This is a genomic window from Nocardioides sp. JS614, from assembly GCF_000015265.1.
Classification (GTDB): Bacteria; Actinomycetota; Actinomycetes; order Propionibacteriales; family Nocardioidaceae; genus Nocardioides.
Map to the genome: position 1 here is coordinate 3,940,820 of NC_008699.1, position 13,685 is coordinate 3,954,504.

General features: G+C 73.5%; 17 protein-coding genes. 8 read left to right on the forward strand and 9 right to left on the reverse strand.

Annotation, left to right across the window (positions count from 1 at the left end; genetic code table 11):
* Positions 1 to 36: 36 nt before the first annotated feature.
* Together NOCA_RS20260 and NOCA_RS20265 are read left to right on the forward strand one after the other, a co-directional pair.
* Entirely contained in the window at positions 37 to 603 is a 567-nt protein-coding gene (locus NOCA_RS20260) for a mismatch-specific DNA-glycosylase (protein WP_011757143.1), read from the forward strand.
* A 37-nt stretch (positions 604 to 640) separates the two neighbouring features.
* Positions 641 to 1,561 (forward strand): NAD-dependent epimerase/dehydratase family protein, encoded by a 921-nt coding sequence (locus NOCA_RS20265; protein ID WP_011757144.1) that lies wholly within the window; start codon positions 641 to 643, stop codon positions 1,559 to 1,561.
* 9 nt (positions 1,562 to 1,570) lie between these two features.
* Here the strand turns inward: NOCA_RS20265 and NOCA_RS20270 are convergent, their stop codons facing one another.
* The 4 genes from NOCA_RS20270 to glgC all read right to left on the reverse strand — a co-directional run bounded on the left by NOCA_RS20270 (position 1,571) and on the right by glgC (position 5,460).
* Positions 1,571 to 1,966, reverse strand: coding sequence for a hypothetical protein (locus tag NOCA_RS20270; RefSeq protein ID WP_140403892.1), 396 nt, complete (start codon positions 1,964 to 1,966; stop codon positions 1,571 to 1,573).
* A 138-nt stretch (positions 1,967 to 2,104) separates the two neighbouring features.
* Entirely contained in the window at positions 2,105 to 3,418 is a 1,314-nt protein-coding gene (locus tag NOCA_RS20275) for an amidohydrolase (RefSeq protein WP_011757146.1), read from the reverse strand.
* Positions 3,415 to 4,074 carry a trimeric intracellular cation channel family protein gene (locus NOCA_RS20280; RefSeq protein ID WP_011757147.1) on the reverse strand — a complete coding sequence of 220 codons (660 nt, stop codon included), beginning with the start codon at positions 4,072 to 4,074 and terminating at the stop codon, positions 3,415 to 3,417. The genes NOCA_RS20275 and NOCA_RS20280 overlap by 4 nt, the downstream gene beginning before the upstream one ends.
* Before the next feature lie 138 nt (positions 4,075 to 4,212).
* Complete coding sequence (gene glgC, locus NOCA_RS20285; RefSeq protein WP_011757148.1) at positions 4,213 to 5,460, reverse strand: glucose-1-phosphate adenylyltransferase; 1,248 nt, start codon at positions 5,458 to 5,460, stop codon at positions 4,213 to 4,215.
* A 52-nt stretch (positions 5,461 to 5,512) separates the two neighbouring features.
* Here glgC and glgA point away from each other — a divergent pair, with 52 nt between their 5' ends.
* The 3 genes from glgA to NOCA_RS20300 all read left to right on the forward strand — a co-directional run bounded on the left by glgA (position 5,513) and on the right by NOCA_RS20300 (position 7,986).
* A complete protein-coding gene (glgA, locus tag NOCA_RS20290) occupies positions 5,513 to 6,706 on the forward strand; it encodes a glycogen synthase (RefSeq protein WP_011757149.1) in 1,194 nt (397 codons plus the stop codon).
* A gap of 136 nt (positions 6,707 to 6,842) precedes the next feature.
* A complete protein-coding gene (locus NOCA_RS20295; RefSeq protein ID WP_011757150.1) occupies positions 6,843 to 7,274 on the forward strand; it encodes a hypothetical protein in 432 nt (143 codons plus the stop codon).
* Between the two features lie 34 nt (positions 7,275 to 7,308).
* Positions 7,309 to 7,986: an EthD domain-containing protein gene (locus tag NOCA_RS20300; RefSeq protein WP_011757151.1), complete on the forward strand. Its 678-nt coding sequence runs from the start codon at positions 7,309 to 7,311 to the stop codon at positions 7,984 to 7,986.
* Here the strand turns inward: NOCA_RS20300 and NOCA_RS20305 are convergent.
* The 5 genes from NOCA_RS20305 to NOCA_RS20325 all read right to left on the reverse strand — a co-directional run bounded on the left by NOCA_RS20305 (position 7,971) and on the right by NOCA_RS20325 (position 10,785).
* Positions 7,971 to 8,351 carry a DUF427 domain-containing protein gene (locus NOCA_RS20305; RefSeq protein ID WP_011757152.1) on the reverse strand — a complete coding sequence of 127 codons (381 nt, stop codon included), beginning with the start codon at positions 8,349 to 8,351 and terminating at the stop codon, positions 7,971 to 7,973. The genes NOCA_RS20300 and NOCA_RS20305 overlap by 16 nt on opposite strands.
* An 82-nt stretch (positions 8,352 to 8,433) precedes the next feature.
* Positions 8,434 to 8,916, reverse strand: a complete 483-nt coding sequence (locus tag NOCA_RS20310; protein WP_011757153.1) for a gluconokinase — start codon at positions 8,914 to 8,916, stop codon at positions 8,434 to 8,436.
* Between the two features lie 9 nt (positions 8,917 to 8,925).
* The gene (locus NOCA_RS20315) at positions 8,926 to 9,579 is read right to left on the reverse strand and encodes an alpha/beta hydrolase (protein WP_011757154.1); all 654 of its coding nucleotides are present in this window, start codon (positions 9,577 to 9,579) and stop codon (positions 8,926 to 8,928) included.
* Positions 9,560 to 10,228, reverse strand: coding sequence for a hypothetical protein (locus tag NOCA_RS20320; protein ID WP_011757155.1), 669 nt, complete (start codon positions 10,226 to 10,228; stop codon positions 9,560 to 9,562). Before NOCA_RS20320 ends, NOCA_RS20315 begins: the two co-directional genes overlap by 20 nt.
* A 38-nt stretch (positions 10,229 to 10,266) precedes the next feature.
* Positions 10,267 to 10,785 (reverse strand): hypothetical protein, encoded by a 519-nt coding sequence (locus NOCA_RS20325; protein ID WP_011757156.1) that lies wholly within the window; start codon positions 10,783 to 10,785, stop codon positions 10,267 to 10,269.
* A gap of 110 nt (positions 10,786 to 10,895) precedes the next feature.
* Here NOCA_RS20325 and NOCA_RS20330 point away from each other — a divergent pair, with 110 nt between their 5' ends.
* From NOCA_RS20330 to NOCA_RS20340, 3 genes are all read left to right on the forward strand, one after another.
* Complete coding sequence (locus tag NOCA_RS20330; RefSeq protein ID WP_011757157.1) at positions 10,896 to 12,047, forward strand: acyl-CoA dehydrogenase family protein; 1,152 nt, start codon at positions 10,896 to 10,898, stop codon at positions 12,045 to 12,047.
* Between the two features lie 25 nt (positions 12,048 to 12,072).
* Positions 12,073 to 13,209 carry an acyl-CoA dehydrogenase family protein gene (locus NOCA_RS20335; protein WP_011757158.1) on the forward strand — a complete coding sequence of 379 codons (1,137 nt, stop codon included), beginning with the start codon at positions 12,073 to 12,075 and terminating at the stop codon, positions 13,207 to 13,209.
* 122 nt (positions 13,210 to 13,331) lie between these two features.
* A complete protein-coding gene (locus NOCA_RS20340) occupies positions 13,332 to 13,586 on the forward strand; it encodes an Hsp20/alpha crystallin family protein (RefSeq protein ID WP_011757159.1) in 255 nt (84 codons plus the stop codon).
* The last annotated feature ends 99 nt before the right edge of the window (positions 13,587 to 13,685 follow it).

The following is a 13,685-nucleotide window of genomic DNA, read 5'->3' on the forward strand; positions in this document are numbered from 1 at the left end:
CCGCGCGGGGTTCCGACCGCGTGGCAGGCTTCGGGCGTGCCTCGCTTCACCCGTGCCGAGCTCGAGTCCTTCCGCGACGCCGAGGTGCCCGACCTGGTCGGCCCCGGGCTGAAGCTGCTGTTCGTCGGCATCAACCCCGGCCTGTGGACCGCCGCGACCCGGACGCACTTCGCGCACCCGGCGAACCGCTTCTACCCCGCGCTGCTGCAGGCGGGCATCATCACCGAGCCGATCAGCCCGTCGGCCGGCATGACCGACGAGGACCGCGACCGGCTGCGCGCCCGCGGGCTCGGCATCACCAACCTGGTCCGCCGCGCGACCGCGCGGGCCGCCGAGCTCGGCGACGAGGAGCTGCGCGCAGGCGGGCTCGAGCTGGTCGAGACGGTACGCCGCACGACGCCCCGCGTGGTCGCCATCGCCGGCATCACCGCCTACCGGGCCGCGTTCGGCGCCCGGCGCGCCGTGCTCGGCCGCCAGCCGGAGCCGCTCGCGGGCGCCGAGCTCTGGATCGTCCCGAACCCGAGCGGCCTGAACGCCCACGAGACGATCGCGTCCCTGGCCGTGGCGTACGCCGAGGCCGCCCGCGCTGCCGGCGTGATCTGAGCCCGGCCGCAGTCGCCGGACGTGCCATCGTGGACACATGAGCGAGTCGCCCCCCACCGCACCGCCCGTCGTCGTGGTCACCGGCGCCAACGGCCTGGTGGGATCCCACGTCTGCGCGGCGCTCGCCGAGCGCGGTGCGACGGTCCGTGCCGTCGTACGCCGTCCGGGAGCGGCACCCGACCTCGCCGATGTCGAGGAGTGGGCCGGGGAGTTCGGTGACGCGGGGTTCGCCGCAGCGGTGACCGCAGGGGCGAGCGCGGCCGTCACGACCGTGCACCCGATGGGTTCGGACCTCGAGACCCAGCGGCGGGTCGGTGTCGAGGCGACCGGGACGTTCGCGCGCGCGGCCGCCGCTGCCGGCGTCGGGCGGCTGGTGCACCTCTCGACGGCGGCCGTCTACGACCGCTCACCCGGCCGCGGCGACGTCGACGAGGCGTCCGCGCTGGTGGGTGACGACGCGAACGACTACGCCGTCACCAAGCGCGACACCGACGCGGTGCTCCTGGCCGTGGCCGGCCCGACCAGGGTCCTGTTGCGACCGCCCGCGGTCCTGGGTGGCGGCGAGACGTCGGTGTGGAACACGCTGCGCCCGGCGCAGCTGCGCGCCGACGAGGCGGCCCGGCACGCGGTGCCCGAGCAGACCTTCTCGTGGGTCCACGTGCTCGACCTGGCGGCGTTCGCCGCCGATCTGGCCGCGGGCCGGATCGCGAACGCGACAGCTCCCGACGACGGCCCGGTCGCCGGCGGCTGCACCGCCGTCAACGTAGCGGCCGAGCCGGGCACCGCGCGCGACTACTTCGAGACGGTCACCCGGGCCCTCGGGGTCGACGCGACCTGGGACGACGCCCCGGCGTGGACCGGCCGGATCCTCGCCGGCCGGGCCCAGCGCTGGGGCTGGACGCCCACGGTCGACCTCGCCACCGCCCTCGCCGAGATCGACGCCGGCCTGCGTGCCTGACCGGGCCGCTCACCACTCGTAGCGCAGCGACCACCAGTGCTTGCCCTGGTCGGGCCGGCGGTGCCAGCCGGCCCGGACCAGCTCCGCGTCGAGCTCCTCGAGGCGCTGCCGGGCCAGGTGGGTCCACTTGTCGTCGGTGTCGTCGTCCAGGTCCTGGAACGGGACCAGGGGGAACCGGTCGCTGGAGCCGGCGTGCTCGACCTCGGCGTGCTCACCGCCCGGCGCGGCGGCGACGAAGCGGTAGACCGGGCCACCGCCGGCGCTCATGACCGCACCGAACAGCGCGCTCTTCCACGAGTGGCGACCCACCTCCTCGAGCTGGATCTGGATCATCCCTTCGGGCGGCTCGGCGATCTCCACGAGGCCGTCGAGGTCGGATCGCTGCCATGACGTCATGGCGCTCACTCCCTCTCTCGTCGTTCATCGTGGCGGTGCCGGCCCGGCGCGGCTAGAGCAATTCGTCCCACCGGCCCGACGGCATCTCGACAGGCGCCGAGCCGCTGCCCCGGGCCCCCAGATGCAGGAGAGCCGGGCCGCCGAGGGTCACCGCCCTGCCACCCCGTCCGGGGTCTCGACGATGCTCGCGGGCGCGAGCCACTCCAGGGCTGCGGTGACGAGGGCGGTGGTGCCGGTGTCGAGGGTGGGCTGGAGCACCGGTGCGAAGGCGGCGGAGTGGTTGACCGGGACGTCCTGGGCGATCCGCCCGGCCGACCGGGCCCGCTCGTAGAGGTCCCGGTCGATGCCGCCGATCCCCCAGTAGGTGTAGGGGATCGCGAACGCGTTCGGGAGATCGGTGAAGTCCTCGCTCGCGGTCTGCAGCGGCAGCTCGACGGCGTCGTCGCCGAACCGGCGGCGGAAGGCCGCAGCGACCCGCTCGGTCACGTCCGGGTCGTTGTCGGTGAGCGGGAACCGGTCGAAGAGCTCGAACTCCGGCGGCCGCGGGCTGCCCGAGGCCTCGCACTCGGCCACGACGATGCGGCGGATGGCGTCGAGGATCGCGGTCCGGGTGTGTTCGTGGTACGTCCGCACGTTCAGCGCGATCACGGCGTGGTCGGGGATCACGTTGCTCTTGGTGCCGGCCTGCAGGCTGCCCACGGTGAGTACGGCGGGCTCGCCCGGCTGCGTCTCGCGTGAGATCACGGTCTGCAGCCGGACGACGATCATCGCGGCGAGCACCACCGGGTCCACCGACGCCTGCGGCATCGAGCCGTGCGCGCCACGGCCGTGCACCGTGATCCGCATGCTGTCCGCGGCCGACAGCGTCGGGCCGACCCGGGTCGCGACCTGACCCGTCGGGAGCGGCAGCACGTGCTGGCACAGCGCCACCTGCGGCCGGCCGACCCCGGCACCGTCGACCAGGCCCACGAGACCGTCGTCGACCATGCCCCGGGCCCCGTCGGCGACCTCCTCGGCGGGCTGGAACACCGCGACGACCGTGCCGTGCCAGGCATCGCGCGCGGCGGCGAGCAGCGACACCGCGCCCAGCAGGCACGCCACGTGCACGTCATGCCCGCAGGCGTGCATCACCGGCACCACGGCGCCGTCCGCGTCGGTCGCGACGGCGGTGCTCGCGTAGGGGACCCCCGTGGCCTCCCGCACCGGCAGCGCGTCCATGTCGGCGCGCAGCAGCACGGTCGGCCCGCCGCCGTTCGACAGGACGCCGACCACGCCGGTGCCGCCCACCCCCTCGTGGACGTCGCAGCCGTCCTGACGGAGCCGGTCGGCGACCACCCCCGCGGTCCGGGTCTCCTGGTGCGAGAGCTCGGGATGGGCGTGCAGGTCGCGGTAGCACTCCTCCTGCCAGGACCGCACCCTCGAGAGCCCGGCGAGGACGGACGTGAGTGGTTCGCTGGTCATCGGCTACCTCCATCGGTGCGGTCCGGCTCCTCAATCATGCCGGGCGGTCTGGGCGCGTTGATCCGGTAGTGCACGCCGAGCATCCGGATCGCGAAGCAGGTCCCCGCGGCCAGCAGCGCCGCCGGTACCCCGTATCCACCGGCGCGATCGGTGGCGACCACGATCGTCGCGGCGACCAGGGCGGGGATCGCGTAGAGCTCGCTGCGCAGCACCACCGGGACGACACCGGTCATGACGTCACGCAGCGTGCCGCCGCCGACCGCGGTGATCACGCCGAGGATCACCGCCTGCGCGACGCCGACGTCGAAGTTCAGTGCCTTGGCGGCCCCGGTGACCGCGAACAGGCTGAGCCCGGCGGCGTCGAGCACCAGGATCGGCGTGGTGAGCCCGGTGAGCGCCCGGCTGAACCCGAACGCGACCAGGCTGCCGGCCGCCGCGACCAGGAGGTAGCGCCAGTCGCTGAACGTCGCCGGCGGGACGGCGCCGATCAGGATGTCCCGGAGGATGCCGCCACCGATGGCGGTGATCATGCCGAGGGTCACCACGCCGACGACGTCGAGCCGCGCGACCCGGATCGCCGTCATCGCTCCGTTGAGCGCGAACGCGAACGTGCCGGTCAGGTCCAACGTCAGCAGCAGGGGCGACTCGGAGCTCACCGCACCTGTGTACCCGCTCGAGGGCTCCCAGGACAGGTTTGCCGGCACGGCCGCGCACCGGTGCCGGGGATCTCGACAGGCTCGATCACCGGTGCGCCGCTCGATCACCGGGCGCGGCTCGACCGCCGGAGCGGGCGGTTACGTCGGGAAGGCCTGGTCCTTGCCGAGGATCGTGAGCCCGTCCTCGACGACGAAGCCGCGGGCCCGGTCGGCCTCCGGGTCGACGCCGATCTGCGCGCCGGGCGGCACGACGACGTTCTTGTCCAGGATCGCGTTGCGCACGACGGCCCCGGCCCCGACGTACACCCCGTTCATGAGCACCGCGCCGGTGACCTCGGCGCCGGTGTCCACGCGCACGGACGGGGAGAGCACGGAGCGCTGGACCTGGCCACCGGTGACGACCACGCCCGGGGAGAGGACCGCCTCGTCGACGCCCGGCAGGTCGCCGGACGCACCCTGCACCAGCTTGGCCGGAGGCTGCGGGCCGTACGAGGTGTAGATCGGCCAGTCGAAGTTGTAGAGGTTGAACACCGGCAGCGGCGAGACGACGTCCATGTGGGCCGCGTAGTAGGAGCCGAGCGTCCCGACGTCGCGCCAGTAGCCGCGGTCGCGGTCGGTCGAGCCAGCGACGTCGTTGTCCTTGTAGTCGTAGACGGCGGCCTGCTGTCGGCGTACGAAGGCCGGCACGATGTCGCCGCCCATGTCGTGCTTCGAGCCGATCTCCGTCGCGTCCCGGGTCACCGCCTCGACGAGGGCGTCGGCGTCGAAGACGTAGTTGCCCATCGAGGCGAGCACCTCGCCGGGGCTGTCCGGCAGGCCGACCGGGTCGGTGGGCTTCTCGAGGAACTCGCGGATCCGGGACGGGTCGTCGGGGTGTACGTCGATGACGCCGAACTGGTCGGCCAGCTCGATCGGCTGGCGGATCGCGGCGACCGTGCAGGCCGCGCCGCTCTCCGCGTGGGCCTTGACCATCTGGTAGAAGTCCATCCGGTAGACGTGATCGGCTCCGACGACCACGACGTAGTCGGGCCGCTCGTCGCGCATCAGGTTCAGCGACTGGTAGATCGCGTCCGCGGAGCCGAGGTACCAGTGCTTGCCGACACGCTGCTGCGCGGGCACCGGGGTGACGTAGTTGCCGAGCATCGTCGACATCCGCCAGGTCTGGGTGACGTGCCGGTCCAGGCTGTGCGACTTGTACTGGGTCAGCACGACCACCTTGAGGAAGCCCGAGTTCACGACGTTCGACAGCGCGAAGTCGATGAGCCGGTAGATGCCCGCGAACGGCACCGCCGGCTTGGCCCGGTCCGCGGTGAGCGGCATCAGCCGTTTGCCCTCGCCACCGGCGAGGCAGATCACGAGCACGTTCTTCCGGGAGATACGAGCCATGCCGCCACGCTAGCGCCCCCAGGACGGCGGCGGAGGCGAGTAGGTTCGGGCTGTGCGAGTCGACGTGCTGAGCAAGGAGTACCCGCCCGAGGTGTACGGCGGCGCCGGCGTCCACGTGGCGGAGCTGGTCCGGGCGCTGCGGGCCCGCGACGACGTCACCGCGCACGTGCACGCGTTCGGCGCGCTGCGCGACGAGGACCGCACGTCGTCGTACCCCGACCTCGCCGAGCTGGCCACCGCGAACGCCGCGCTGCGCACGCTGGGCGTCGATCTCACGATCGCCGACGGCTGCGCCGGCACCGACCTGGTCCACTCGCACACCTGGTACGCGAACCTCGCGGGGCACCTCTCCTCGCTCCTGTACGACGTGCCGCACGTCGTCACCGCACACTCGCTCGAGCCGCTGCGGCCGTGGAAGGCCGAGCAGCTGGGCGGCGGCTACGCGATCTCCTCGTGGGCCGAGCGCACGTCCTACGAGGCCGCCGCCGCAGTGATCGCGGTGTCGGCGGCGATGCGCGACGACGTGCTCGCGTCGTACCCGCGCATCGACGCCGACCGGGTGCACGTCGTACACAACGGCATCGACACCGAGGACTGGCGACCGGTCGCCGATCCCGACCGGGTGCGTGGGCTCGGCGTCGACCCGGACCGCCGGTCGGTGGTGTTCGTCGGCCGGATCACCCGGCAGAAGGGGCTGCCGCTGTTCCTGCGCGCCTGCTCCGCACTGCCTCCGGACGTGCAGATCGTGCTGTGCGCCGGCGCGCCGGACACCCCGGAGATCATGGCCGAGGTCGAGGGGCTGGTCGACGGGCTGCGGGCGAGCAGGGACGGGGTCGTGTGGATCCCGGAGATGCTGCCGCGGCGCGACGTCGTCGCGCTCCTCACCGCCGCGACCGCGTTCGCCTGCCCGTCGATCTACGAGCCGCTTGGCATCGTCAACCTCGAGGCGATGGCCTGCGAGACCGCCGTCGTCGCAACGGCCACCGGCGGCATCCCGGAGGTGGTGGTCCCCGGTGAGACCGGGCTGCTGGTGCCCATCGAGCAGGCCTCGGACGGCACCGGCACGCCGCTGGACCCGGATCGCTACGTCTCCGACTTCGCCGCGGCTCTCCTCGAGATCGTCTCGGATCCCGGCCGGGCCGCCGAGCTGGGCCGCGCCGGACGTGCCCGCGCGATCGCCGACTTCAGCTGGGCCGCGATCGCGGAGCGCACCGTGGCGGTCTACCGCTCCGCGCTCGCGCGATAGTCCCTGACGTTTGCGGGGCCTGGGATCGCTCCCACGCCGCGCAAACGTCAGGGACTATCGCTCGCTGTGCGCCCGGTGGTCCGGTGCTTGTGGAGAACGGGGCGGCGGTCTGCCGGATCGGGGCAGGCTGCCGGGCATGAACGATCACGCCTACCGACCCATCATCCGCAGCCAGGCCGACCTCGAGACGGTCTGGCGCCACCTCATGCAGCCGCTCGGCTTCGCCACGGGCAGCGTCTGGATGCTGCGCCTCGAGGCCGACGGGCGCGCGGTGCCCCGCCTCATGGAGATCGCCGACGCCGAGCTCGCCGCGGATCCCCGCGAGGAACCGGAGCCGTTCGCGGCCCTGCTCGCCGACCTCGACAGCGTCGAGCCAGGCGGCAGCTACGCATTCCTGCGGTCCCGGCCCGGTCGCGACGGCATCAGGCCCGAGGACCGCGCCTGGGCGGGCTTCCTCTACGCCGCCGGCCGGCTCGCCGGGGTCCGGCTCGAGGTCGTGCACCTGGCGACCGACGCCGACGTCGTACCGCTGCCGCTCGACGAGGTCGGCCTGCCACGCAGCGCCTGACCGCCGCGGCGAGCGGCCGCTACCGTGGGCGCTCGTGACCAAGCTGGTGTTCGCCCTCTGGGGTGACGGACTGCCGACGAGCCTCCACGACCCCGGCCTGCACGGGCGGCTCGCCGCCGCGGGGGTACGCCGTCTGCAGCTCAACGTCGACGACGAGCAGGTCGCCGGGGCCATGCGGATCCCGACCGGCGAACCGGTGCGCGCAGTGGTCAGCGTCTGGGACGCCGAGCCCACTCCGGTCGCCGACGCCCTCGCCACCGCCGCGGCGACCGTGCACGGCTGGCGGGTGGACGAGCGCCGCCGGCTGGACCCTCCCGAGACCTGGGACGGCAGCCGCGCCGACGCGCTGAGCAACGTCGCGATCCTGCGCCGCCCCGCCGAGCTGGCGCACGAGGAGTGGCTGCGGCGCTGGATGGTCGAGCACACGCCGATCGCGATCCGCACCCAAGCCACGTTCGGCTATGTCCAGAACGTCGTCGTCGAGCCGGTCACCGCCGGGGCGCCCCGCGTGGACGCGGTCGTCGAGGAGCTGTTCCCGAGCGCCGGGATGAGCGACACGCACGCGTTCTACGGCAGCGGCGGCGACGAGGCCGAGCTGGGCCGCCGGCTCACCGAGCTGATGGCCAGCGTCACCCGGATCGGGGCCGACCGCGACCTCGACCTGGTCCCGACCAGCCGCTACCTCTACGCCCTGGATCAGGCGCTCGGGTAGGTCCGGACGTCCACGACGTTCGGGTAGAACGCGACATGGCCGGCGATCCCGGCGACCGCGTCGTACGGCTGCTCGTAGACCCACACCGCGTTGTCGTGGGTCGCACCGTCGGCGACCAGGCTGTAGTAGCCGGCGTCGCCCTTGTAGGGGCAGTACGTCGCGTGGTCGGTGCGTCGGAGCACCGCCGGGTCGACGTCGGCCAGCGGGACGTACTGCACCGGCGGGTAGCTCGCCTCCTGCAGCGTCAGGGCGGAGGTCGTGTCGGCCACGGTGCGCTCACCGAGCGTGACGACGACCCGGCCCGTGGTGGGCGTGATCGTGATCGGGTGCCCCTCGTCGGGCACCAGCACCTGCTTCTCGCTCATACCGGGCCCAACACCGTCCCGGACGCGCTGATTCCGCCTGCGCCACCCGTTCCCGGAGGAACGCGCGGCGCGGCATCCGACCTCAGGGCCGTCCGACGATCGCGTCGACGATCGCCTCGACGCTCTGGTCGACGTCGATGACCACCCCCCGCTCGTCCGGCTCGAGCGGCTCGAGGGTGGCGAACTGCGAGGCCAGCAGCGAGGCCGGCATGAAGTGGCCGGGTCGGCTGGCCTGGCGCCGGCCGATCACCTCGGGGGTCCCCTCCAGCAGCACGAACTCCACGACGGGCGCGTGTCGGCGCAGCTGGTCGCGGTACTTCCGTCTGAGCGCGGAGCAGGCCATCACGCCGCCGTCCGGATGCTCGGCGAGCCAGCCGCCGACCGCCTCCAGCCAGGGGTAGCGGTCGTCGTCGTCGAGCGCGTGCCCCGCGCTCATCTTCGCGACGTTCTCCGGCGGATGCAGGTCGTCGGCGTCCTCGTACGGCACGCGGAGTCGCTGGGCCAACGCTGCCCCCACGGTCGACTTGCCCGAGCCCGAGACACCGATCACGACCAGGGGATGCATCCTCGCACGCTAACCCGTGACGTCCAGCAGGGTCGCCACCGCGAACCGGGCGGCCGCGCGCTCGAAGGCCCCACCGTGGCGCAGCATGGCGTGCCGCGCGCCCGGCACCTCGACGTACTCGACCTCGGTCTGTCGCGCCAGGGTCCGCGCGACGAGGCGGGACCGCTGCGGTGGCGCGACGCGGTCCTCGGTGCCGTGGACGATCAGGACCCGTCGCCCGGTGAGGTCGACCGGCCGGCGCGGGTCGTCGGGGTAGACCCACGGGTTGAGGGCGACGACACCGCGCACGCCCGCTACCCCACCGGCCAGCAGCGCCGCGCGGCCGCCGAGCGAGTGCCCGACCAGGCAGACCGGCAGGTCGCCGAAGCGGGCCCCGACCTCACGCAGCGCCCACGCGACGTCGTCGACCGGGGTGTGCGTGGCGTCCCATCCGCGCGCGGAGTTGAGCAACCTCGACACGGCGAGCCGCCCCCGCCCGGCACGCGCGATCCGGCTCGCGACCGGCACCATCCGCAGCACCGAGAGCTGGGCCGGGCTCACCTCCGAGCGGCCCGGACGGCTCGCGCCGCCGTGCAGCACCAGGACCACTCCCCCAGGGTGGTCCGGCGTATGCGTGTCGATCAGCCGGGCGCGCGTCACGCCGTCATTCGGTGCGAGAGCCACGAGCGGATCGGTACGACGGCTCGCGCAGCCGCTCGACCGCGCCGTACTGCTCGAGTCCGGGGAGCCGGTTGACCACTGGGTCGAACGAGACGGCCGGGTCGTCCGCGTCGTCGTCCAGGGGCAACGCGGACAGCCGCAGCTCGGCGAAGCGCGCCCACTCCCCCTCCGGCGCGGCCGCGGCCAGCTCGAAGGACTCGGCGCCGGTTGGCCGGGCACCGAGCAGCAGCGGCCCCCGGTCGGTCCGGTAGGGCAGCAGCGTGGTCATCGGCCGCTGCCGCGGGGAGCGGCTCATGGTCAGCACGAAGCGGGTCAGCCGGCCCCATCCGGTCGAGGCGAGCAGGAGGTCGCCGTGCCCGCCGCCGGGGCGGGGCACGCGGATCGCCAGGCCATGGATGTCGGGCGCCGAACCGGGCAGGCCGATCGCCCGGGAGCGGCGCACCAGCACGTCGTCCTCGCCGGTCTCGTCGAGCCACGGCACGCCCGTGGCCGGCTGCGCACCGCGACGGAACAGCCGACCGCGGGTCACCTCTCCGCGTGGGTGCAGCGGCTTGGCGGCCGGCCGGACGGCGGCCACGGCGCGGGTCGTCCCGGCGAACAGCAGGCCTCCGGCGGAGGCGAGGGCGTGCGCGGGGGCGTCGAGAGCGGACATGACCCCGCCGTACCCATGCGGGACGGGCGGCACGCCGCTCAGGGCACCACGACCGTGAACGCGACCGCGTTGGCGAGCTTGTACGACCCGCCGGCCGTGAAGGTGAAGGTCCGCACGCCGAGGTCGCTGCCCTCGGGGCAGCCGGCGGCGGACTTGCTGAGGTACGCCGCGAGGTTGGCCCCCGCGGACTTGTCCCAGTCCACGCTGACCGCCGGCGCGACCGTGTCCGGGTCGATCGAGTCGTCGGCGTACGTCAGGCAGTAGACGCCGGTCTTGACCCGGACGACCGAGGCGAAGCCGCGGGTGCGGGCCGGGTCGAGGATCACGGGATCCTCCCAGGTCACGTAGGTGTAGGCACGCACCGAGAGGGCCGCGAGCGACGAGGCACTGAGGTCGGCCGGGCGCACCGCGCCGTCCTTGATCTTCACGCTGGTGATCGCGCTGTTCGCGATGTCCTTGGTGCCGATCCTGGAGGCCGCATAGCTGACGCCACCGAGCGAGAGGACCAGGGCCAGGCAGGCCACCACCATGGCGGGCGAGGGGATCAGTCGGCGCACACCAGCACTTTAGGGAGCCCGCCGGCCGCGGCGGTGGCGGCGCACCGCGCCGGTCGCCGTACCAGCCGGTAGCCTCTGCCACACCCCCTGCCCGACCACCGGAGGTACGGATGCAACTGGCGCTGTCCGCGGAGGACGCCGAGTTCCGCGACGAGATGCGGGAGTTCTTCACCACGAAGGTCCCCCAGGAGATCCGCGACGCGGTCCGCGACCAGCGTGAGCTGACCAAGGACCAGTTCGTCACCAGCATGCGGATCCTCAACGAGCACGGGCTCGCCGTACCGAACTGGCCCGTCGAGTGGGGTGGCCGAGACTGGTCGGCGCTGCGGCGCCACATCTGGCACGAGGAGATGCAGCGGGCCTTCGTGCCGGCGCCGCTGGCGTTCAACGCGACGATGATCGGGCCGGTGATCGCCCAGTTCGGCTCCCAGGAGCTCAAGGAGCGGTTCCTCCCCGCGACCGCGAACCTGGACATCTGGTGGTCGCAGGGGTTCTCCGAGCCCGACGCCGGCTCCGACCTCGCTTCGCTGCGCACCACCGCGGTGCGGGACGGCGACGAGTACGTCGTCAACGGGCAGAAGACGTGGACCACGCTCGGCCAGTACGGCGACTGGATCTTCAACCTCGTGCGCACCGACCCGGAGGCCAAGAAGCAGGCCGGCATCTCGATGCTGCTCATCGACATGACCTCCCCCGGCGTCGAGGTGCGCCCGATCGAGCTGATCGACGGTGGCCACGAGGTCAACGAGGTGTGGTTCTCCGACGTGCGGGTGCCGGTCGAGAACCTGGTCGGCGAGGAGAATCGCGCGTGGGACTACGCGAAGTTCCTGCTCGGCAACGAGCGCGTGGGCGTCGCGCCGGTCGGCGCCACCAAGCGGCTGCTGGCCCAGGCCAAGCAGTGGGCCGGGCCGCTGCTCGACGACCCCCTGGTCGCCGCCCGGATCGCCGAGCTCGAGAACGAGCTGCTGGCCCTGGAGCTCACCGCGCTGCGCGTGGTCGCCCACTCCGCCGACGGCAAGCCACACCCGGCGTCCTCGGTGCTCAAGCTCAAGGGCACCGAGCTGCAGCAGGCGGTGACCGAGCTGGTCGTCGACCTCGCCGGGCCGGCGTCGCTGGCGAGTGGCGCCGGCGACGACTCCGACCTGCCCTGGTGGACGCGGCGCTCGACGCCGATCTACCTCAACTTCCGCAAGGCCTCGATCTACGGCGGCTCCAACGAGGTGCAGCGCCAGATCATCGCCCGCACGATCCTCGGGCTCTGAGCCCGACCCTGGGAGAGGAACCGTCATGGACTTCACCTACGACGACGAGCAGCAGGCCCTGCGCGAGGCCGTGCGCGGCCTGGTCGGCCGGACCTACGCCGACTTCGAGAACCGCCGCCGGGCGGTGGCCGCGGACCCCGGCTTCAGCGAGGCCGTGTGGGGGCAGCTGGCCGAGATGGGGATCCTCGGGCTCCCGTTCGCGGAGGAGTACGGCGGGATGGGGGCCGGGGCCGTCGAGGTCGGCATCGTCGCCCAGGAGCTGGGCCGGGTGCTCGCTCCCGAGCCGTTCCTCACCGCCGTGGTGCTGGCCGGTGGCCTGGTCGCGGAGGCCGGGTCGGAGGAGCAGCGCAACGAGCTGCTCGGCGGGCTGTCGGCCGGGGAGCTGGTGCTCGCCTTCGCCCACGCCGAGCCCGGCTCGCGCTGGTCGCCGAGCGCCACGGAGGTCCGCGCGGAGGCGGCCGGTGCCGGCTGGACGCTCAGCGGCGTGAAGGAGCCGGTGTCCCACGGGGCCCGCGCGGACGTGCTCGTCGTCAGCGCCGCGCTGCCCGGCGGCGGGACCGGGCTGTTCGTGGTCGCCGGGGCGGACGCCGTACGCGAGGGCTATCGGACCCACGACGGCGGTCGAGCCGCGCGTGTCGCCTTCGACGGCACCGCGGCGACGCCGCTGGGGGCTGCCGAGGACCGCACCGGCATCATCGCGCGGGTGCTCGACACCGCCCGGGTCGCCGCCTGCAACGAGGCGGTGGGGCTGATGGAGACCGCGCTCGACCTGACCTCGGCGTACCTCAAGAGCCGCAAGCAGTTCGGCGTGACCCTCAACACCTTCCAGGCGCTCACGTTCCGTGCCGCGGACTTGTACGTCTCGCTCGAGCTGGCGCGCAGCATGGCGCTGTGGGCGACGATGGTGCTCGACGGCGGGTCCGGGGAGGAGACGTCGGTGGCGGCGTCGCGGGCGGCACTCCAGGTGAGCCGGGCCGGCCGGCACCTCGGGCAGGAGGCGATCCAGCTGCACGGCGGGATCGGCATGACCGCGGAGTACAGCGTCGGCAGCTACACCAGCCGGCTCACCGCACTCGACCACCTGCTCGGCGACGGCAACCACCACCTGGGCCGGCTGGCCGCCGGCGTGCGCGGCTACGACGAGGTCGATCCGCTGCCGTGACCTTCTGCCCGTGACCTCCGGCCCAGGGGCCCTGGCGGCGACACCCCGGCTGCGCGAGCGTCGAGGTGACGGCTCCCGATCGTGGGGAAGGCCTGGGAGGGTCGGCGGAGGGAGGGGCGGACATGGTCAACCTGGTCCACGACCGCTTCGTGGTGGTCGAGCAGTTCCAGCGGGACGGGGCGTACGTCGTGCGCGTCGAGCTGCCGGAGGTCGAGGTCTCGGTGGCGGGTCGCTACCTGGTGGTCCGCGGCGCCTCCGAGCGCGGCACCTTCTCCCGCAGCCTGCGGCTGCCGGACGGCGCCGAGCCGTTCGGGCTGCGCACGGTGCCGCTCGACGGGTGCGTCGAGATCGTCATCCCTCTGGTGGTCGGCCGCTGAGCGGTGCTCGGCCGGCCGGCGGACCTGCGCGCCACGGCATGCGGACGGAGCAAGGGGTGACACCATCCGGGCGACCTCCCGAGGACGCCCCTCGGACGC

Excerpts from the sequence above, each read along its gene's own strand:
- NOCA_RS20265 (WP_011757144.1), top strand. The coding sequence starts at position 641 with ATGAGCGAGTCGCCCCCCACCGCACCGCCCGTCGTCGTGGTCACCGGC.
- NOCA_RS20275 (WP_011757146.1), bottom strand. The coding sequence starts at position 3,418 with ATGACCAGCGAACCACTCACGTCCGTCCTCGCCGGGCTCTCGAGGGTG.
- glgC (WP_011757148.1), bottom strand. The coding sequence starts at position 5,460 with ATGGCTCGTATCTCCCGGAAGAACGTGCTCGTGATCTGCCTCGCCGGT.
- NOCA_RS20295 (WP_011757150.1), top strand. The coding sequence starts at position 6,843 with ATGAACGATCACGCCTACCGACCCATCATCCGCAGCCAGGCCGACCTC.
- NOCA_RS20305 (WP_011757152.1), bottom strand. The coding sequence starts at position 8,351 with ATGAGCGAGAAGCAGGTGCTGGTGCCCGACGAGGGGCACCCGATCACG.
- NOCA_RS20310 (WP_011757153.1), bottom strand. The coding sequence starts at position 8,916 with ATGCATCCCCTGGTCGTGATCGGTGTCTCGGGCTCGGGCAAGTCGACC.
- NOCA_RS20320 (WP_011757155.1), bottom strand. The coding sequence starts at position 10,228 with ATGTCCGCTCTCGACGCCCCCGCGCACGCCCTCGCCTCCGCCGGAGGC.
- NOCA_RS20330 (WP_011757157.1), top strand. The coding sequence starts at position 10,896 with ATGCAACTGGCGCTGTCCGCGGAGGACGCCGAGTTCCGCGACGAGATG.
- NOCA_RS20335 (WP_011757158.1), top strand. The coding sequence starts at position 12,073 with ATGGACTTCACCTACGACGACGAGCAGCAGGCCCTGCGCGAGGCCGTG.
- NOCA_RS20340 (WP_011757159.1), top strand. The coding sequence starts at position 13,332 with ATGGTCAACCTGGTCCACGACCGCTTCGTGGTGGTCGAGCAGTTCCAG.